Raw genomic sequence first — 19,570 nt, 5'->3', positions numbered from 1 at the left:
CTTCCTTCGTCCTCGGGTGCGAACTGGTGGGATCAGGTGGTGGGTTCGAGCGCGCGGTGCGCCACGGCGAGCAGCGCGGGTCGCAGCTCCTCGTCGGGGATGTCCAGGAACTCGCCGCAGGTCTCGGCGATGCCGGCCAGCACGACAAGCGCGGCGACGCGGGCCACCGGCCGGTCGGAGAAGCCGGCGAACGCGGCGATCAGCCGTTCGGAGATCTGCTGGATGTGCGCGAACGCCGGCTGCTGGAGCAGGTCCGGGAACTCGCCCCGGAGCAGCGCGATCTCCCGGCGGAAGCGGACCGCCAGGTCGACGAAGCCCTCGGCGGCGGCCCGCTGCGCCGGCGCGCCGGTGAGGTCGGCGAGCCGGGCGTCGAGTGCCTCCAGCATCGCGATGGCCGGGGCCATCAGCTCGCAGAGCAGAGCGTCCTTGCTGGCGAAGTGGTAGAGCACGGTGGCCTTGGAACAGCCCACCTCACGGGCGATGTCCTGGAGCGAGGTGCCCTTGTAGCCGGTGACGGCGAACCGACGGGCCGCGGCGGTGAGCAGCTCGTCGTGGGTGGCCGGGGTAGCGCGTGCCATGCCCTCCAGCATGCCTGACCGATCGGTCAGCACCTGACCGATCGGTCAGACGGATCGGGTGGGCTTCGCCACAGGATGCTCCCGGTCGTACGCGGTCCGGGCCGCGCTGATCGACTCGCGGTGCCGCTCCGCCCAGCGGGTGAGCGCGACAAGCGACTCGTACAGCTCCCGGGCCATCGGGGTGGCGGTGTACTCCACCCTCGGCGGCACCGTCGGATGCACGTGCCGGACCAGCAGCCCGTCGCGCTCCAGGTTGCGCAACGTCAGCGTGAGCATCCGCCGGCTGATGCCCTCCACCCGCCGTTCCAGCTCGGTGAAGCGCACCGGGCCGGTCGAGGCGGCGATCAGGATGCCGATGCTCCACTTGCCGCCGACCCGGTCCAGCGCCTCCCGCACCGTGCAGGCCCGCGCCTGCGTCCCGTCCGCGGTCCGGCCGGCCGGGTCGGACGCGCACCGGTCGTCCTGGGTTGTCACCGCGGCTCCTTCCGCTCGGCCCCGACGGGAGCCTCGGTGACCATCATGCGTCACAAGTGGCAGCCGACCGCCCGGAGTGCGTACGGCTACCGCGTGCCGGGCCGGTGAAGACCTGGGTTGTTCCCGCCTACGAACTTGATGGCATGAATGCATCAGCCGCCGATGACCCGTTCACGCCATCAAGTTCGTAGCGTGGTGGCGCATCACCCAGGCGTTCGACGTTTCGCCAGCGGGAGTTCGGACACCCGCCCCCGAGCGGGCCGTCACGCCGGCGCCGTGTCGGGGTTGCCGAGCCGCCGCCGGGCCGGGAAGGTGGTCGGATGGGCGCCGCTGACGAGACCCGGGACGGGATCTCGCTGACCAACCTGGACCAGCCGCTGTTCGACTCCGCCGGCGCGACCAAGCGTGACCTGGTCGACTATCTGGACGCGCTGCACGGGCGGATCCTGCCGGAGCTGCGCGACCGGCCGCTGTCGGTGCTGCGGGTCCGGCCCGGCCAGGAGCCGTTCATGCAGAAGAACCTGCCGAAGTACACGCCGGAGTGGGTGCGCCGCACCGAGGTCTGGGCGGAGGCGTCGCACCGGCGCATCTCGTACGCGCTCTGCGACGACCGGCGGACGCTGCTCTGGTTCGCCAACCAGCGGGCGGTGGAGTACCACCCCACGCTGGCCCACGCCGGACAGGTCGAGCACCCGACCCACCTGGTGCTCGACCTGGACCCGCCGGAGGGGGAGACGTTCGGCGCGGCGGTACGCGTCGCGCTGCTGGTGCGGCAGGCGCTCCGCGACGCCGGGCTGGCCGGTGCGGTCAAGACCAGCGGCGCGAAGGGCCTGCACGTGATCGTGCCGGTGACGCCGGAGACCACGGCCGAGGAGGCCGCCGCCGCGACCCGGGCGCTCGCGGCCCACACCGAACGGCTCGACCCGGCGCTGGCCACCACCGCGTTCATCGTGGCCGACCGCGGGGGCCGGGTCTTCGTGGACTCGACCCGCGCGCACGGGGCGACGGTGGTGGCCGCGTACAGCCCGCGGATCCGGCCCGGCGCGCCGGTGTCGTACCCGATCGGCTGGGCCGACCTGGAGTCGGCGACGCCCGCCGACTTCACCGTGAAGACCGTGCCCGCGCTGCTCGGCGACCGCGACCCGTGGGCCGAGGCGCTGCCCGCGCCGCAGTCGCTGCCGGCGGAGCTGGTCGCCGAGGGGCGGACCATTCCGGTGGCCCGGGTCCAGGCGATGCACGAGGGCAAGCGGCGGGCCCGGGCCCGCCGGGAGGCCGGCTGACCGGCAACGCGAAAGCCCGGGCGCGGCGGCCCGGGCTTCGAGATGTCTGGTGCCCCCGGCAGGATTCGAACCTGCGCCCCCGCCTCCGGAGGGCGGTGCTCTATCCCCTGAGCTACGGGGGCTCAGCGACCCGAGAAGAGTAGCAAACCCCTTCCCGGATCACCGAATCGGTATCGCCCGCGAGTCGATCTTCGCCGGTCAGGCGGCGGCGACGGTGCGACCGCAGCTCGGCAGCGGGTGCAGCGCGATGCGGCGGGGCAGTCGTCGGGGCCACTCGTTGCGCGGCCAGGAGCCGTCCACGATCAGGTGCACGGGGCGTTGGTCGGCGCCGCTGAGCCGCAGGACGAAGTCCCGGGGCAGCGGCGGGTCCACCGACGGCGTGGTGACCATGAACCGCACCCGCCCCCGCGAGGAGACCGCCGAGACCACGTCGGCGGCTGGCATGGTGCCGCGCAGCCGGACCCGGCCGAGCCAGTAGATCTCCGCCGCGTGCTCCTGGGCCGCCCGGGTGATCGCCGGGTACTCGCTGCGTACCCACCGCTCGACCGCGCCCACGCAGAGCCCGCAGGCCCGCTCGCGCGGCTCGCGGGGGCCCAGGCCCCAGGCCCGGAGGTACGCCCCGACGGTGCCGGCGTCCATGGCCAGCGCGAACCGGCGTTCGATGAGCGTGGTCAGGCTCTGCCGCGTCCACAGCTCCTCGTCGAGGCCGAACTCGTCCGGGTGGACGCCCCGCAGCACGTCGATCAGTTCGAGTTCTTGTTCGCGGCTGAGCGTTCCCGGCTCGCCCTGCCGCAGTCCGCGACGGACGGCTGCCACCGCTCCGTCACCGCCGATGGTGTGGCGTCGGCACCAGCTGGTCACCGACCGCCCTGCGTCTCTGAGTGCAACCCCCACGTCCTGCGCAACGACCCCGAATCACAACTGGTCACGATATGTGGGTAGAAAAAGTCTACGAACCGACATAACGGGCAAAGTTGCTGGGCCCGGACATGTCGGAGCCCGCGTCACGGGCGCGACGCGGGCTCCGGTGAGCGGAGGGCGGGACCGTCAGGGCGTGCCACCCAGGCGCTTGAGCGCCGCGGTGAGGTTGGCCAGGTCGTTCTGCTGGGTGTTCTTCATGACCTGGGCGACCGCCAGCACGTCGTCGTCGTGCCCCTCGGCGAGGATGCCGTCGATCATGTGGACCCCGCCGATGTGGTGCTGGATCATCATCTTCAGGAACATCACGTCGAACTCGCGACCACTCGCCGCCCGCAGCTTCGCCATCTCCTCGGGCGTGGCCATGCCCGGCATCAGGCCGTTCCTGACCAGCCCGGCACCGTCCGGCATCCACGCCATCGGGGCCTGGTCGCCGGTCGGGTCCAGCTTCCAGGAGCGCAGCCAGGTCTGCATGGTGCCGATCTCGCCCTGCTGCCCGGTGGCGATGTCCACCCCGACCTGGCGGACCTCTGCGTCCTGCCCCTGGCGGAACGCCAGCAGACCCATGGCCACCGCCTGGTTGTGGTGGGCGGTCATGTCCCGGGCGAAACCGGCCTCGGCCGAGTTCTGGCCCGGGCGGGTGAGCGTCGGGGTGAGCAGGCCGCCGGCGTACCCGAGGAGCAGCCCGACCACGACGGCGGCGGCCAGGGCCAGCAGGCCGTAACGGCGCGCCGCCGGCCGGCCGCCCTCGTCGGCGGCCGGGGCCTCGTCGAGCTCGCTGTCGGTGGTCACCGGGGCGGTCATCGCGGCGTCCTCACTGGGTGGGCTGCTCGGGCATGTTCTGCTGGAGGTTGTCACGCGGGGTGGTGCCGGTGGCGGTCACGCCCTGGTCGCAGAGGGCGTTCGGGCCCTCGATCGAGGCGTTCACCCGCAGCGTCTTGATGAACTCGTCGATCCGGCCGTCGTCGGCGTTGTCGACCTTGAGCTGGAAGCCCCAGGCCTGGAGCGAGATCGGCTTGTCCAGCCCCTCGTACGGGCTGAGCATCAGCTTCTCCTTGCCCTGCACCTTGCTCTTGAGCTTCGCCACCTGGTCGGCCGGCAGGTCCGGGCGGTAGGTGATCCAGACCGTGCCGTGCTCCAGGCTGTGCACCGCGTGCTCGTTGGCGATCGGGGCGTCGTAGACGTCGCCCATGCAGTTCTGCCACGCCTGGTTGTGCGGGCCGGCGACCGGCGGGGAGACGTCGTACTTGATCGCGCCGGGCTGGTGGTTTCCGCCCTTGACCAGGTTCTTGTCCTTCTTGCGGAAGTCGACCATGCCGTCGATCGCGTCGGCCCGCTTCTGCCAGGGCTGGGCGCCCTGGTAGACCGCCCAGGCGCCGATGCCGATGATGCCGACGGCCAGCACGCCGACCGCGACGAAGAGGGCGATCGGGCCCCACGAGCGACCCTGGCTCACCTTGACCGGGGTGACCGGCTTGCGGCCCTTGCCCCCGGCGCCCGCCCGTGGGCCCTTGCCGCCGCCGGGCTTGGTCGCGCCGGCCTTGCCGGCGGGCTTCTCGGCAGCCGCGGGCCGGCCGGCGGCCGGCTTCTTGCCGGTGCTGACCACGGTGGGACGGCGTTCCGGGCCGCCCGGGGTGCTGATGCTCATCGTGCCTCGTCAGGTCGGTCGGTCAGGGGAGCGCGGGGGCCTGTTCACATGCTGGGTCGCCGCCGCGGTGCCCGAGTCTACCCCCGATAACATGGTTCGGTGACTCCCGCAGAACTCGCCGAGGTCGTCCTCGCCGCAGCCCACGCCGTCTTCGACGAGCGGGGGCTGGACCCTGCCGCGTTGCCCGCGCAGACCACCGTCGAGCGACCCCGTAACCCCGATCACGGTGACTACGCCTCGACGCTGGCGTTGCAGCTCAGCAAGAAGGTCGGCGTGCCGCCGCGGGAGCTGGCCGCCGCGCTGGCCGAGCAGCTCGGCAACGCGCCGGGGGTCAAGTCGGTGGAGATCGCCGGCCCCGGCTTCCTGAACATCCGGCTCGACGCGGCCGCCGCCGGCCAGCTCGCCAAGGTCATCGTCGAGGCCGGGCCGGCGTACGGAAGCAGCGACACCCTGGCCGGGCAGCGGATCAACCTGGAGTTCGTCTCGGCGAACCCGACCGGCCCGGTGCACATCGGCGGGGTCCGCTGGGCGGCGGTCGGCGACGCGCTCAGCCGCCTGCTGCGCGCCACCGGCGCCGACGTGGGCACGGAGTACTACTTCAACGACGCCGGCTCGCAGATCGACCGGTTCGCCCGGTCGCTGCTGGCCGCCGCCAAGGGCGAGCCGGCGCCGGAGGACGGCTACGGCGGGGCGTACATCGCGGAGATCGCCGCCGAGGTGGTCCGGCGCCGGCCCGAGGTGCGGGAGCTGACCGACGACGCCGCCCAGGAGGTGTTCCGGGTCGAGGGCGTCCAGCTCATGTTCGCCGAGATCAAGTCCTCGCTGCGCGACTTCGGGGTGGAGTTCGACACCTACTTCAACGAGAAGGACCTGCACGACCGGGGCGAGCTGGAGGCGGCGCTGACCCGGCTGCGCGAGCAGGGGCACGTCTTCGAGTCCGAGGGCGCGACCTGGCTGCGCACCACCGACTTCGGCGACGACAAGGACCGGGTGCTGCGCAAGTCCAACGGTGAGTGGACCTACTTCGCCGCCGACTGCGCCTACTACCTGGACAAGCGGGAGCGCGGCTTCGAGCGGGTCGTGATCATGCTGGGCGCCGACCACCACGGCTACATCGGCCGGATGAAGGCGATGGCCGCCTGCTTCGGCGACGACCCGGCGCGCAACCTGGAGATCCTCATCGGCCAGCTCGTCAACCTGGTCCGCGACGGCGCCCCGGTGCGGATGAGCAAGCGGGCCGGCACCGTGGTCACCCTGGAGGACCTGGTCGACGCGATCGGCGTGGACGCCTCCCGGTACGCGCTGGCCCGCTACTCGGCCGACTCGCCGATCGACATCGACGTGGAGCTGTGGACCCGGGCCAAGAACGACAACCCGGTCTACTACGTCCAGTACGTGGCCGCCCGCACGGCCGGGGTGGCCCGCAACGCCGCCGAGATCGGGCTGACCCGGTCCGACGCCACGGCGTTCCGCCCCGAGCTGCTCGGCCACGAGAAGGAGAACGAGCTGCTCAAGGCGCTCGCCGAGTTCCCCGCCGTGGTGGCCACCGCCGCCGAGCTGCGCGAGCCGCACCGGATCGCCCGCTACCTGGAGGAGAGCGTCGCGCAGGCGTACCACCGGTTCTACGACAACTGCCGGATCGCGCCGCAGGGCGACGAGGAGATCACCGACACCCACCGGGCCCGGCTCTGGCTCAACGACGCCACCCGGGTGGTCATCGCCAACGGCCTGCGCCTGCTCGGCGTCTCCGCGCCGGAAAGGATGTGATCCCCGGTGCGCGCGCATGAGGCCGGCGCCCTGCACGGCGACATCGGCAACCGGGGGCCCGCCTGGCTGCGCACCCCGGTCGACGTCAACGCCCTGGTGCCGCAGCTCTGGCCGCGCCACGTGGCGCGCGGCCCGGCCGGCGCGCTGACCGTCGCCGGCCTGGACGTCCGCGACCTGGCCGCCGAGTTCGGCACCGCGGCGTACGTGCTGGACGAGGACGACCTGCGCGGACGCTGCCGCGAGTTCCGGGCCGCCTTTCCAGACGCGGACGTCTACTACGCCGGCAAGGCGTTCCTCTGCCGCGCGGTGGTCCGCATGATCGCCGAGGAGGGCCTGTTCCTCGACGTCTGCACCGGCGGTGAGCTGGCCACCGCGCTCTCGGCCGGGATGCCGCCGGAACGGATCGGCTTCCACGGCAACAACAAGTCGGTGGCCGAGCTGACCCGGGCGGTGGACGCCGGCGTGGGCCGGATCATCGTCGACTCGTTCACCGAGATCGACCGGCTCTCCGAGCTGGCCCGCGAGCGCGGGGTCCGCCCGAAGGTGCTGGTCCGGGTCACCGTCGGCGTGGAGGCGCACACCCACGAGTTCATCGCCACCGCGCACGAGGACCAGAAGTTCGGCTTCTCCCTCGCCGGCGGCGCCGCCGCGACGGCCGCGTTCCGGATCCTCGACGAGGACGTGCTGGAGCTGCGTGGGCTGCACTCGCACATCGGCTCGCAGATCTTCGACGCCAGCGGCTTCGAGGTCTCCGCCCGCCGGGTGCTCGCCCTCCAGGCGCAGATCCGCGACGCCCGCGGCGTGGAGCTGCCCGAGCTGGACCTGGGCGGCGGCTTCGGCATCGCGTACACCACGCAGGACGACCCGGCGTCCCCGCACGAGCTGGCCAAGCGGCTCCGCAAGATCGTCGACGGCGAGTGCGCGGCGGAGAACCTCGCCGTGCCGCACCTCTCGGTCGAGCCGGGTCGCGCCATCGTCGGCCCGGCCGTGTTCACGCTCTACGAGGTGGGCACGGTGAAGGACGTGGACGGCCTGCGGACGTACGTCAGCGTGGACGGGGGGATGAGCGACAACATCCGCACCGCGCTCTACGACGCGTCGTACTCGGCGACACTGGCGAACCGCGCGTCTTCCACGGTGCCGATGCTCGCCCGCGTGGTGGGAAAGCACTGTGAGTCCGGGGACATCGTGGTGAAGGATGAATTCCTGCCCGCCGACGTGCAGCCCGGAGATCTTCTCGCGGTGCCCGGCACGGGGGCCTACTGCCGGAGCATGGCCAGCAACTACAACCATGTGCCGAGGCCCCCGGTCGTCGCCGTGCGTGACGGTCACGCCCGGGTGATCGTTCGGCGGGAGACCGAAGACGACCTGCTCGCATTGGACGTGGGATGACCTCACCGGTTCGCTTGGCACTTCTCGGCTGCGGCACGGTCGGCAGCGACGTCGTACGGCTGCTGCACGCGCAGTCGGCCGACCTCGCCGCCCGGATCGGCGCCCCGCTGGAGATCGCCGGCATCGCCGTCCGCCGGCTCGGCCGTGACCGCGGCGACCTGCCGGTCGACCCGGCGTTGTTCACCACCGACGCGCTCGGGTTGATCAAGCGCGACGACGTGGACGTGGTGATCGAGGTCGTCGGCGGCATCGAGCCGGCCCGGGGCTGGCTGGTCGAGGCGCTGCGCGCCGGCAAGAGCGTGGTCACCGCCAACAAGGCGCTGCTCGCCGAGGACGGCGCCACGCTGCACGACGCGGCGGCCGAGGGCGGCGCCGACCTCTACTACGAGGCCAGCGTCGCCGGGGCCATCCCGCTGCTGCGCCCGCTGCGCGAGTCGCTGCACGGCGACCGGATCACCCGGGTCACCGGCATCGTGAACGGCACCACCAACTTCATCCTCTCCGCCATGGACGCCACCGGCGCCGGGTTCGCCGAGGCGCTGGAGGAGGCCACCGAGCTGGGGTACGCGGAGGCCGACCCGACGGCCGACGTGGAGGGCTTCGACGCCGCCGCCAAGGCCGCCATCCTCGCCTCGCTGGCGTTCCACACCCGGGTCACCGCCGCCGACGTGCACCGCGAGGGCATCACCGAGGTGACCGCCGCGGACGTGGCCAGCGCCAAGGCCATGGGCTGCACGATCAAGCTGCTCTGCATCGCGGCCCGGGGCGCCGACACGGCCGGCCGCGAGACCGTCAACGTCCGGGTGCACCCGGCGATGATCCCGCTGAGCCATCCGCTCGCCGGCGTCGGCGACGCGTTCAACGCGGTCTTCGTCGAGGCGGACGCCGCCGGGCAGCTCATGTTCTACGGCCGGGGCGCGGGCGGGGCGCCGACCGCCAGCGCGGTGCTCGGCGACGTGGTGGCGGTGGCCCGCAACCGCCTCGCCGGCGTGCACGCGGCCAGCGAGTCGGCGTACGCGGACCTGCCGGTGCGGCCGATGGGAGAGGCGCTCACCCGCTACCACATCAGCCTCGACGTGGCCGACCGGCCGGGTGTGCTGGCGTCGGTGGCCGGGGTGTTCGCCCGGCACGAGGTCTCCATCGCCACCGTCCGGCAGGGCCCCGCCGGCGGCGACGCCGAGCTGGTCATCGTCACCCACGTCGCACCGGACGCCGCGCTCGCGGCCACCGTGCGCGAGCTGCGCGGGCTGGACACCGTCCGGTCGGTCACCAGCGTGCTGCGGGTCGAGGGCGGCGCGTAACCCCGGCGTCCCGCCTGATGGTTAGGTCGGAGTGTGCCGGTGACCGGTCGGGCAGGCTGGTCCACGCTTGAGGCGGGCCCCGGACCGGGGCGGGAGAGGCGAGGAGCGCGACATGTGGCGAGGGCTGATCGAGGCGTACCGGAACCGGCTGCCGATCACCGACGCCACGCCGGTCGTCACGCTGCACGAGGGGAACACGCCGCTGCTGCCGGCGCCGGTGCTCTCCGCCCGGGTCGGCGCGGACGTGTGGCTCAAGGTCGAGGGCGCGAACCCGACCGGCTCGTTCAAGGACCGGGGCATGACGCTCGCCGTCTCCAAGGCGGTCGAGGGCGGCGACAAGGCGATCATCTGCGCCTCCACCGGCAACACCAGCGCGTCGGCCGCCGCGTACGCGGCCCGCGCCGGGATCACCTGCGCGGTGCTGGTGCCGCAGGGCAAGATCGCGCTGGGCAAGCTGGCCCAGGCGCTGGTGCACGGCGCGAAGCTGCTCCAGGTGCAGGGCAACTTCGACGACTGCCTGGCGCTGGCCGGCAAGCTCGCCCAGGACTACCCGGTCGCGCTTGTCAACTCCGTGAACGTGTACCGGCTGCACGGCCAGAAGACGGCCGCCTTCGAGATCGTCGAGGCGCTCGGCGACGCGCCGGACATCCACTGCCTGCCGGTCGGCAACGCCGGCAACATCACCGCCTACTGGATGGGCTACTCCGAGGACCTGCACGACGGCAACGCCACGAAGGCCCCCCGGATGTTCGGCTTCCAGGCGGCCGGCGCGGCCCCGATCGTCACCGGCCAGGTGGTGCCCGAGCCGTCGACCATCGCCACCGCCATCCGGATCGGCAACCCGGCGAGCTGGACGAAGGCGGTCGACGCGCGGGACGCCTCCGGTGGGCTGATCTCCTCGGTCACCGACCGGGAGATCCTCTCCGCGTACCGCCTGTTGGCCCGCGAGGTGGGCGTCTTCGTCGAGCTGGGCAGCGCGGCCAGCGTGGCCGGCCTGCTTCAGCAGGCCGCCGCCGGCCAGGTGCCGGCCGGGTCGCGGGTGGTGTGCACGGTCACCGGCCACGGCCTGAAGGACCCGGAGTGGGCCATCTCGACCGCCCCGGCGCCGGTGACCATCGCCAACGACGCCCTCGCCGCCGCCCGCTCCCTCGACCTGGCCTGAACCCACCCGCCCCGCAGGCGGGGAGCGGGACCGGGTGCGGCAGACTCAGGGCACCCCGCAGACCCCTTCCCAGGAGTGACCAACGCCCATGTCGTTGCTCGCCAGATTCAGTCTTGCCAACCGGGGCCTGATCGCCCTGATCGCGTTGGTGACCGCGGCGTTCGGCGCGTTCGCCGTGCCGTCGCTGAAGCAGCAGCTGCTGCCCTCGCTGGAATTCCCGGCGGCGTTCATCGTGGCGCCGTACCCGGGCGCCGCCCCCGAGATCGTCGAGTCCCAGGTCGCCGAGCCGATCGAGAACAGCCTCCAGGGCATCCCGGGGCTGGAGAAGGTCACCTCCACCTCGCGCGAGGGCGCGGCCACCGTCCAGGTGCAGTACGAGTTCGGCACCGACCTGGACGACGTGGTCAACAAGATGGAGACCGCGATCAACCGGGCCCAGCTCCCGGAGGGCGTCGACCCGCAGGTGATCGCCGGCAGCACCGACGACCTGCCCGCGGTGGTGGTCGCCGCGACCGGCGACGGCGACGAGCGGGCGCTGGCCGAGAAGCTGCGCGCCACCGTGGTGCCGGAGCTGGAAGGGCTGGACGGCGTCCGTTCGGTGGACGTCACCGGCGCCCGCGACCAGGTGGTGACGATCACGCCCGACCCGGCGAAGCTGGCCGCCGCCCGGGTGGCCCCGACCGCCATCGCGTCGGCGCTCAAGTCGAACGGCGTGGCGGTGCCCGCCGGCGCGCTGGCCGACGGCGACCGGTCGCTGCCGGTGCAGGTCGGCACGCCGATCCGCACGGTGGACGACCTGCGGGGCATCGTGCTCACCACCGCGCCGGCCGCGCCGGTGCGCCTCGGTGACGTGGCGAGGGTGGAGCAGCAGCTCGCCCCGGCGACGTCGTTCACCCGCACCAACGGCAAGCCGAGCCTGGGCATCGCGGTGACCGCCAGCCCGGACGGCAACGCGGTCGGCATCTCGCACGACATCCGCGACCGGCTGGCCGAGTTGCGGACCGCCTCCGGCGCGGAGCTGACCGTCGTCTTCGACCAGGCCCCGTTCGTCGAGCGGTCCATCGAGAGTCTCACCACCGAGGGCCTGCTCGGCCTGCTGATGGCCGTGGTGGTGATCCTGGTGTTCCTGCTCTCGGTGCGGTCCACCGTGGTCACCGCGGTCTCCATCCCGCTGTCGGTGCTGGTCGCGCTGATCGTGCTCTGGGCCGGCGACTACTCGCTGAACCTGCTCACGCTTGGCGCGTTGACCATCGCGGTCGGCCGGGTGGTGGACGACTCCATCGTGGTGCTGGAGAACATCAAACGGCACCTGGAGTACGGCGAGGAGAAACGCGACGCGATCCTGGCCGCGGTCCGCGAGGTGGCCGGCGCGGTCACCGCCTCCACGCTGACCACGGTCGCCGTCTTCGCGCCGATCGCCCTGGTCGGTGGCTTCGTCGGGCAGCTCTTCGCGCCGTTCGCGATCACCGTGACGGTGGCCCTGCTCGCCTCGCTGCTGGTGTCGCTGACCGTGATCCCGGTGCTGGCGTACTGGTTCCTCCGGCCGCGCCGCGGCGCGGACGACGAGGCCGCCCGCCGCGCCGCCGAGGAGAAGGAGCTGCGCAGCCCGCTCCAGCGGGCGTACCTGCCGGTGATCGGCTTCGCCACCCGGTCGCGGAAGAGCCGGTGGGCCACCGTGGCGCTCGGCCTGCTGGTGCTGCTGGGCACGTTCGGCCTGGCGCAGAAGCTGGAGACCAACTTCCTGGACGACTCCGGCCAGGACACCCTGGCCATCCGGCAGGAGATGCCGGCCGGCACCGGGCTCACCGGCACCGACCGGGCTGCCGCCCGCGTCGAGGAGGTGCTGAAGCGTACGCCGGGCGTGGAGACCTACCAGGTCAGCGCCGGCGGCGGGGACAACCCGTGGGCCGGGGGCGGCGGCAGTGACAGCGCCTCCTGGTCGCTGGCGCTGGCCGGCGACACCGACGCCAAGGCGGTGCGGGAGACGCTGCGCAAGGAGTTCGACGCGCTCGGCCCGGAGGTCGGCGAGCTGACCTTCGGCGGCGGGCAGGACGCCTCGGCCAACCAGGTCGAGGTGGTGGTGCAGGCCGCCGACCAGGAGACGCTGACCCGAGCGGCGGAGGAGGTCCGGGCCGCGATGGCCGGCACCTCCGGCGTCGAGGACGTCACCAGCGGCCTGGCCACCCGGGTGCCCCGGGTCGAGGTGACCGTGGACCGGGTCGCCGCGGCCCGCGCGGGTCTCACCGAGGCGGCCGTCGGGCAGCTCGTCGCGCAGACGTACCGGGGGGTGCCGCTGGGCCAGGTCACGCTGGACGGCACGGCGCAGGACGTGGTGCTGAGCAGCGGGGCGAAGCCGCCGCTGAGCGTGGCGGAGCTGCGGGCGCTGCGGGTGGGGCCGGTGACGTTGGACGCGATCGCCGACGTCAACCAGGTCGACGGGCCGCAGCAGGTGACCCGGATCGACGGCGAGCGCAGCGTCTCGGTGACCGGCACGGCCACCGGCTCGAACCTCGGCGCCACCACGGCTGAGCTCCAGAAGAAGCTGGACGCGCTGGACGTGCCGGGTGCCACGTACGTCATCGGCGGGGTGAGCGCCGACCAGGCGGACGCGTTCGCGGACCTCGGCCTGGCGGTGCTGGCCGCCATCGCGATCGTCTTCCTGATCATGGTGGCCACGTTCCGCAGCCTGACCCAGGCGCTGATCCTGCTGATCTCGGTGCCGTTCGCGGCGACCGGCGCGATCGCGCTGCTGCTGGCCACCGGGACGCCGCTGGGCGTGCCGGCGCTGATCGGCGTGCTCATGCTGGTCGGCATCGTGGTGACCAACGCGATCGTGCTGCTCGACCTGATCAACCAGTACCGGGCACAGGGCATGGGCGTCACCGAGGCGGTGGTCGAGGGCGGCCGGCGCCGGCTGCGACCGATTCTGATGACCGCGGTCGCCACCGTGTTCGCGCTGCTGCCGATGGCGTTCGGGCTGACCGGTGAGGGCGGGTTCATCTCGAAGCCGCTGGCGATCGTGGTGATCGGTGGTCTGCTCAGCTCGACGCTGCTGACGCTGGTCCTGGTGCCGACGCTCTACACCATGGTCGAGCGCACCAAGGGCTCGTTCCGGGACCGCCGGGACCGCCGCCGGGGCGTGCCGGAGCCGACCGGCCCGGCCGAGCCGGTCGAGCGGGCCGAGGCCCCGACGCCGGTGACCGTGGGCGGCGGGGACGGTCCGCCCGAGCCGCCGGCCCGCCCGTCCGGGGCGCTGGTCGACGGCACCGACCAGTTCGAGGTGCTCCGGCTGCCGAAGAGCCGCCGTTCCCCCCTTCCCCCCACCGAGTGAAAGGAGGGGGCCCCGCTTAACGCTTTCTGCATAAGCGGGGCCCCCGCCTAACACCTCCCCCCGGTAGTGCCTCGCTAGGCGGTACGCTCGGTGAGCTGGTGCCTACTTTGGGTGCGGGGGCGCGATGGCGGACGGCAGGGGCCGGTGGGGTCGCCGAGCGCTGCTGCGCCGGTCGGCGCTGCTGCTCGGCGGTGCCGCGATGGGTTCCGCCGCGACCCTGGAGAGCACGTGGGTGGCCGACCGCCGGCTGCCGCTGGCGGGCGGCCCGGCCAGCGCGACGCTCGGCAACCGCCGCCAGGACGTCGGCGGGGGCGGCGTGCAGGTGGTGTGGGGTGTCCGCACCGGTGAGCCGCTGGTGGCGCTGACGTTCGACGACGGGCCACGGCCACAGTGGACGCCGATGGTGCTGGACACCCTGGCCGAGCACCGGGTGCCGGCCACGTTCTTCCTGGTCGGGGAGCGGGCCCGCCGGCACGCCGCGCTGGTGCGCGGCCGGATGGGCGGCCACGAGGTGGGCAACCACAGTTGGGCGCATCACGACCTGGCCCGGATGGACGCCGCGGCGGTCCACGACGACCTGCGCCGCAGCCACGACGCGATCACCGCGGCCACCGGCACGGCGCCCCGGCTGCTCCGCCCGCCCTGGGGGCACCTGGGCGGGGCGGTGCTGTACGCGGCGGCCCAACTGGACTACCGGCTGGTGCTCTGGACACTCCAGATGGTGGAGAGCGAGTTCCCGCACGACCCGGCCGGGCACGCCCGGCGCATCGTGGCCGACGTGCGGCCCGGCACCATCCTGCTCGGCCACGACGTCGGCGACGAGCGGCGGTTGGTCGCGCTCCGCGGCCTGCCCGACATGATCGCCGGGCTGCGGGCCCGGGGCTACGCGTTCGTCACCGTTTCCGACCTGCTGCGTCGCACCGCCGCCCCGGGAGCCGCCCGATAGGGTGCCGGCGTGTCACCCACCCTCTCGGTCCTCGTCCGCAACCGCGACTTCCGCAACCTGTTCCTCGCCGAGCTGGTGGTCTTCGGCGGCGACTGGTTCGTCATGGTGCCGCTGCTCGTACTGCTGCCGGAGCTGACCGGCAGCGGGATCTGGGGCGCGCTGGTGCTGGCCGTGGACACCGGCACCACCGCCCTGCTGCTCCCGTACGCGGGCACCGTCGCCGACCGGTTCGACCGCCGCAAGGTGATGATGGCGGCCAATGTGGCCGCGTTCGCCGGCATCCTGCTGCTGCTCGGTGTGCGGGGCGCCGGGACCGCCTGGCTGGCGCTGCTGGCCATCGCGGTCGTGGCCGTGGCGAAGGCGTTCTACTCGCCGGCCGCCCAGGCCGCGCTGCCCAACGTGGTCGATCCGGTGGACCTCGCGGCGGCCAACGCGGTCGCCGGCTCGGCCTGGGGCACGATGGCGGTGGTCGGCGCCTCGCTCGGCGGCATCCTGAGCGCCGCCGCCGGCCCGTACGCCTGCTTCTGGGTGGCCGCGGCGGGCCTGGCCGGGGCGGCGGCGCTGGCCGCGCTCATCCGGCGGCCCCTCCAGGCGCCCCGGGACCCGGCGGCGGGCGTGCCGCGCCCCTCGGCGGCGATCCGCGAGGCGCTCGGCTACATCGCCCGCCGGCCGCGCGTGCTCGCGCTGGTGACGGTGAAGTCGGCGGTCGGCCTGGGCAACGGCGTGCTGACCGTCTTCCCGCTGCTGGCCGGCGTGTACGGGGTCGGGGCGGTCGGCGCCGGTCTGCTGTTCGCCGCCCGGGGGGCCGGCGCGCTGGTCGGCCCGATCCTGATGCGCCGGGTGCTCAGCAACCGGGCCTGGCTGCTCACCGGCCTGGCGCTGTCCATGTCGACGTACGGCCTGGCCTACCTGGGGGCCTCGGCGGTGTCCTGGTTCCCGCTGGTGCTGGTGCTGGTCTTCCTGGCCCACCTCGGGGGCGGAAGCAACTGGGTGCTGTCCAACTACGCGCTCCAGGGCGAGGTGCCGGACCGGCTGCGCGGCCGGGTCTTCGCCACCGACATGATGCTCGCCACGCTGGCCATCGCGCTCAGCCAGCTGGTGGTGGCGCTGGTGGTGGACCGGGTGGACGAGCGCACCGTGCTGGCCGGCTGCGGCCTGGTCACCGTGGTCTACGCGATCGGCTGGCGGTTCGCCACCCGGCGGCTGTCGCTCACCGACCCGGCGCAGCCGCCGGCCGGTTGACCGAGGTGCTGCTGGCCCGCGTGATCCTGTCGTTCCACGGCGGCGAGCGGGTGCGGCGGGACGGGCGGTCCGTCCGGCGGTCCCACGCTGCGGGCGGTCCGCCGCGGTGTCGGTGCCAGGCCCTAGCATGAGCCGGTGCCGACGACTTTCGCCTCCGGTCCGGTCCGGGTCCGGGTGCCCGCGACCAGCGCCAATCTCGGCCCCGGGTTCGACGCGCTCGGGCTGGCCCTCGGCCGGCACGACGACGTGACGGCCGAGGTGACCGGCGGCGGCGTCCGGGTGGTGGTCACCGGCGAGGGCGCCGGTGAGCTGCCGGCGGACGACCGGCACCTGGTGGTGACCGCCATGCGGGCCGCGTTCGACGTGCTGGGCGCGCAGCCCGCCGGCCTGGCGCTGGAGTGCGTCAACCGGATCCCGCAGGCCCGTGGTCTCGGTTCGTCCTCGGCGGCCATCGTGGCCGGGGTGCTGGCGGCCCGCGCGCTGGTGGTCGACGGCGGGCAGCGGCTGGACGACGCGGCCACGCTGCGCCTGGCGGCGGAGCTGGAGGGGCATCCGGACAACGTGGCCCCGTGCCTGCTCGGCGGCTTCACGATCGCCTGGACGGAGTCGTCCGGCGCCCGGGCGGTCTCGCTGCCGGTGGCGTCCGCCGTCCGGCCCACCGTCTTCGTGCCGGCCGAGCGGGGCCTGACCGCGGCGGCCCGGGCCGCCCTGCCGGCCACCGTGCCGCACGCCGACGCCGCGGCCAACGCGGGCCGGGCCGCGCTGCTGGTGCACGCGCTGACCACCGACCCGGCTCTGCTGCTGCCGGCCACCGTCGACCGCCTGCACCAGGAGCAGCGGGCCCCGGGGATGCCGGCCAGCGCCCGGCTGGTCGCCGCGCTGCGTGCGGCGGGTGTGGCTGCCGTGATCAGTGGGGCGGGCCCGACCGTGCTGGCGCTCTCCGACGTGCCGGCGGGCTTCGAGCCGGGAACAGAATGGCGCCGGTGGGAGTTGCCGACAGATGTCAGCGGAGCCCGGGTTTTCCGGGGTACACTTTGACACGCCGAGCGGGACCCTGTTGCCGCAGGTCGGAAGAGTTGATTACCCTCTAGACCGAGCACAGCCGCGAAGCATGCGATCTTCCTGCGGTTCGGCGCACCCCCGAAGCTCTCGGCGGTCAGCCCGTCACCCCTGCCCAAGGCCCACGCCGCACCGCAGTTTCCGCAGGTCGCCGCAGACGGCGAGACCTGCTCACCGAGGTTGGTGAGTCGGGAGACCGCCCTGCTGCTGTGTTACAGACTCCCGCGACGCGTCCATGCGAGGCGGGTGCACCGAGGCCGCCCGGCCACCTGGTTCCACGACCCCGGGCAGCCCCGGCCTATCGAGGGAAGGAATCCATTGAGCGACACCACCGACGTGACGTCGGATGTTTCCAACGTCGCTGGCGATGCCACCGCCGCCCCCACGCGCCGTCGGCGTAGCGGTACCGGCCTGTCGGCGATGCTGCTGCCGGAGCTCCAGAGCCTGGCCGCGTCGCTCGGCATCTCTGGTACGGCTCGCATGCGCAAGGGCGAGCTGATCAGTGCGATCACCGAGCGGCAGGGCGGCGCCGCCGCCGGTACCCCTCGACCGCGGGCCGAGGTTGCGGCCGCGGCGGCTCCCGCACGCGAGGAGGTGCACGCCGAGGTCCGTGAGGAGCGGGCCGAGGCCGGGCGTCGTCCCGCCGAGCAGGCGCCGGCCGCCGAGGCGACCGAGGGCCGCACCCGTGGCCGCCGTACCCGGGCCGCCACCGCGGCCACCGAGGCGCGTCCGGCCGAGGCACCCGCCGCGGAGGCGCCCGCCGAGATCGGCGAGCGGACCGAGCGGGCCGAGCGCGGCGCTGAGCGGGCCGAGCGCGGCGGCGAGCGGGCCGAGCGGGCCGAGCGCGGCGGCGAGCGGGCCGAGCGGGCCGATGGCGGCGGCGAGCGTGCCGAGCGCGACGAGCGTGCCGAAGGCCGGGGCCGCGACCGGGGTGAGCGCACCGACCGGGCCGAGCGGGGTGACCGCAACGATCGGGGCGAGCGTGCCGAGCGGGGCGACCGCAACGACCGGGGCGACCGCAACGAGCGTGCCGACCGGGGTGAGCGTGCCGAGCGGGGTGACCGCAACGACCGGGGCGACCGCAACGACCGGGGCGATCGCAACGATCGGGGCGATCGCAACGATCGGAGCGACCGCAACGACCGGGGCGACCGCAACGACCGGGGGCAGCGCGCCGAGCGGGACAACCGCGACAACGACGACGACGACGAGGGCGGCGGCCGGCGGGGCCGGCGCAGCCGGTTCCGGGACCGTCGGCGTGGCCGCGGCGAGCGGGGCGAGAACGGCGACGGCGGTGCCGTCCGCGAGCCGCAGGTCGGCGAGGACGACGTGCTCGTCCCGGTGGCCGGCATCATCGACGTGCTCGACAACTACGCCTTCGTCCGGACCACCGGCTACCTGGCCGGCCCGAACGACGTGTACGTCTCGATGTCCCAGATCAAGAAGTACGGCCTGCGCCGCGGTGACGCCATCACCGGCGCGGTGCGGGCGGCCCGGGACGGCGAGCAGCGGCGCGACAAGTACAACCCGCTGGTCCGGCTGGACACCATCAACGGCATGGAGCCGGACGAGGCGAAGCGCCGGCCGGAGTTCTACAAGCTCACCCCGCTCTACCCGCAGGAGCGGCTGCGGCTGGAGACCGAGCCGCACATCCTGACCACCCGGGTCATCGACCTGGTCATGCCGATCGGCAAGGGTCAGCGGGCGCTCATCCAGTCGCCGCCCAAGGCGGGCAAGACGATGGTGCTGCAGGCGATCGCGAACGCGATCACCCGCAACAACCCGGAGTGCCACCTGATGGTGGTGCTGGTGGACGAGCGGCCCGAAGAGGTCACCGACATGCAGCGGTCGATCAAGGGCGAGGTCATCGCGGCCACGTTCGACCGTCCGCCGCAGGACCACACCACGGTGGCCGAGCTGGCGATCGAGCGGGCGAAGCGCCTGGTCGAGCTGGGGCACGACGTGGTTGTGCTGCTCGACTCGGTGACCCGGCTGGGTCGGTCGTACAACCTGGCGGCGCCGGCCAGCGGCCGGATCATGTCGGGTGGTATCGACTCCACCGCGCTCTACCCGCCGAAGCGCTTCCTCGGCGCGGCCCGCAACATCGAGAACGGCGGCTCGCTGACCATCATCGCCACGGCGCTGGTGGAGACCGGTTCCATGGCGGACACGGTCATCTTCGAGGAGTTCAAGGGCACCGGCAACGCCGAGCTGAAGCTGGACCGGAAGATCGCCGACAAGCGCGTCTTCCCGGCGATCGACATCAACCCCACCGGTACGCGCAAGGAGGAGGTCCTGCTCGCGCCGGAGGAGTTGGCGATCATCCACAAGCTCCGCAAGGTGCTGCACTCGCTGGACTCGCAGGCCGCGCTCGACCTGCTGCTGGACCGGCTCAAGCAGTCCCGCACCAACATCGAGTTCCTGATGCAGATCGCGAAGTCCACTCCGGGCGAGTGACCTGACGGACCGACG

15 protein-coding genes and 1 tRNA gene are annotated in these 19,570 nt (G+C 73.4%); 10 read left to right on the top strand and 6 right to left on the bottom strand.

What is annotated here, in order from left to right; translation table 11 throughout:
* Nucleotides 1–32: 32 nt before the first annotated feature.
* Entirely contained in the window at nt 33–578 is a 546-nt protein-coding gene (locus tag AB0B02_RS20855; RefSeq protein WP_107157101.1) for a TetR/AcrR family transcriptional regulator, read from the bottom strand.
* Nucleotides 579–623: 45 nt separating this feature from the next.
* Entirely contained in the window at nt 624–974 is a 351-nt protein-coding gene (locus AB0B02_RS20850) for a helix-turn-helix domain-containing protein (RefSeq protein WP_281938575.1), read from the bottom strand.
* 398 nt (nt 975–1,372) lie between these two features.
* Between AB0B02_RS20850 and ligD the strand changes: the two genes are divergently transcribed.
* Nucleotides 1,373–2,332 (top strand): non-homologous end-joining DNA ligase, encoded by a 960-nt coding sequence (gene ligD, locus AB0B02_RS20845; RefSeq protein ID WP_281937653.1) that lies wholly within the window; start codon nt 1,373–1,375, stop codon nt 2,330–2,332.
* 47 nt (nt 2,333–2,379) lie between these two features.
* Here ligD and AB0B02_RS20840 read toward each other — a convergent pair.
* The 4 genes from AB0B02_RS20840 to AB0B02_RS20825 form a co-directional block, all read right to left on the bottom strand.
* Nucleotides 2,380–2,454, bottom strand: a tRNA-Arg gene (locus AB0B02_RS20840).
* 76 nt (nt 2,455–2,530) lie between these two features.
* Entirely contained in the window at nt 2,531–3,226 is a 696-nt protein-coding gene (locus AB0B02_RS20835; RefSeq protein WP_281937651.1) for a winged helix-turn-helix domain-containing protein, read from the bottom strand.
* Nucleotides 3,227–3,379: 153 nt separating this feature from the next.
* A complete protein-coding gene (locus AB0B02_RS20830) occupies nt 3,380–4,054 on the bottom strand; it encodes a DUF305 domain-containing protein (RefSeq protein WP_281937649.1) in 675 nt (224 codons plus the stop codon).
* A 10-nt stretch (nt 4,055–4,064) separates the two neighbouring features.
* Nucleotides 4,065–4,898 carry a DUF3105 domain-containing protein gene (locus AB0B02_RS20825; protein ID WP_281937647.1) on the bottom strand — a complete coding sequence of 278 codons (834 nt, stop codon included), beginning with the start codon at nt 4,896–4,898 and terminating at the stop codon, nt 4,065–4,067.
* A gap of 99 nt (nt 4,899–4,997) precedes the next feature.
* On the opposite strand from AB0B02_RS20825, the gene argS reads away from it, so the two are divergent.
* From argS to rho, 9 genes are all read left to right on the top strand, one after another.
* Nucleotides 4,998–6,665, top strand: a complete 1,668-nt coding sequence (gene argS, locus AB0B02_RS20820; RefSeq protein WP_281937646.1) for an arginine--tRNA ligase — start codon at nt 4,998–5,000, stop codon at nt 6,663–6,665.
* 6 nt (nt 6,666–6,671) lie between these two features.
* On the top strand, nt 6,672–8,057 hold the full coding sequence (gene lysA / locus AB0B02_RS20815) for a diaminopimelate decarboxylase (protein ID WP_357302595.1): 1,386 nt from the start codon (nt 6,672–6,674) through the stop codon (nt 8,055–8,057).
* On the top strand, nt 8,054–9,358 hold the full coding sequence (locus AB0B02_RS20810; protein WP_281937642.1) for a homoserine dehydrogenase: 1,305 nt from the start codon (nt 8,054–8,056) through the stop codon (nt 9,356–9,358). The genes lysA and AB0B02_RS20810 overlap by 4 nt, the downstream gene beginning before the upstream one ends.
* A 112-nt stretch (nt 9,359–9,470) precedes the next feature.
* Nucleotides 9,471–10,520 carry a threonine synthase gene (gene thrC / locus AB0B02_RS20805; RefSeq protein WP_281937640.1) on the top strand — a complete coding sequence of 350 codons (1,050 nt, stop codon included), beginning with the start codon at nt 9,471–9,473 and terminating at the stop codon, nt 10,518–10,520.
* An 88-nt stretch (nt 10,521–10,608) separates the two neighbouring features.
* Complete coding sequence (locus tag AB0B02_RS20800) at nt 10,609–13,851, top strand: efflux RND transporter permease subunit (protein ID WP_357302590.1); 3,243 nt, start codon at nt 10,609–10,611, stop codon at nt 13,849–13,851.
* 124 nt (nt 13,852–13,975) lie between these two features.
* Nucleotides 13,976–14,797, top strand: coding sequence for a polysaccharide deacetylase family protein (locus AB0B02_RS20795; RefSeq protein WP_281937635.1), 822 nt, complete (start codon nt 13,976–13,978; stop codon nt 14,795–14,797).
* A gap of 9 nt (nt 14,798–14,806) precedes the next feature.
* Entirely contained in the window at nt 14,807–16,039 is a 1,233-nt protein-coding gene (locus AB0B02_RS20790) for an MFS transporter (protein WP_357302587.1), read from the top strand.
* A 135-nt stretch (nt 16,040–16,174) separates the two neighbouring features.
* Nucleotides 16,175–17,077 (top strand): homoserine kinase, encoded by a 903-nt coding sequence (gene thrB, locus AB0B02_RS20785; RefSeq protein WP_281937632.1) that lies wholly within the window; start codon nt 16,175–16,177, stop codon nt 17,075–17,077.
* 339 nt (nt 17,078–17,416) lie between these two features.
* Nucleotides 17,417–19,555, top strand: coding sequence for a transcription termination factor Rho (gene rho / locus AB0B02_RS20780; RefSeq protein WP_357302585.1), 2,139 nt, complete (start codon nt 17,417–17,419; stop codon nt 19,553–19,555).
* Nucleotides 19,556–19,570 lie beyond the last annotated feature (15 nt).

Source organism: Micromonospora sp. NPDC049240, assembly GCF_040647835.1.
Taxonomy (GTDB): domain Bacteria; phylum Actinomycetota; class Actinomycetes; order Mycobacteriales; family Micromonosporaceae; genus Micromonospora.
The sequence above is the reverse complement of the archived record's forward strand: the minus strand, read 5'-3'. Positions and strand labels throughout refer to the sequence as shown.

Excerpts from the sequence above, each read along its gene's own strand:
- AB0B02_RS20855 (WP_107157101.1), bottom strand. The coding sequence starts at position 578 with ATGGCACGCGCTACCCCGGCCACCCACGACGAGCTGCTCACCGCCGCG.
- ligD (WP_281937653.1), top strand. The coding sequence starts at position 1,373 with ATGGGCGCCGCTGACGAGACCCGGGACGGGATCTCGCTGACCAACCTG.
- AB0B02_RS20830 (WP_281937649.1), bottom strand. The coding sequence starts at position 4,054 with ATGACCGCCCCGGTGACCACCGACAGCGAGCTCGACGAGGCCCCGGCC.
- AB0B02_RS20825 (WP_281937647.1), bottom strand. The coding sequence starts at position 4,898 with ATGAGCATCAGCACCCCGGGCGGCCCGGAACGCCGTCCCACCGTGGTC.
- AB0B02_RS20810 (WP_281937642.1), top strand. The coding sequence starts at position 8,054 with ATGACCTCACCGGTTCGCTTGGCACTTCTCGGCTGCGGCACGGTCGGC.
- thrC (WP_281937640.1), top strand. The coding sequence starts at position 9,471 with ATGTGGCGAGGGCTGATCGAGGCGTACCGGAACCGGCTGCCGATCACC.
- AB0B02_RS20800 (WP_357302590.1), top strand. The coding sequence starts at position 10,609 with ATGTCGTTGCTCGCCAGATTCAGTCTTGCCAACCGGGGCCTGATCGCC.
- AB0B02_RS20795 (WP_281937635.1), top strand. The coding sequence starts at position 13,976 with ATGGCGGACGGCAGGGGCCGGTGGGGTCGCCGAGCGCTGCTGCGCCGG.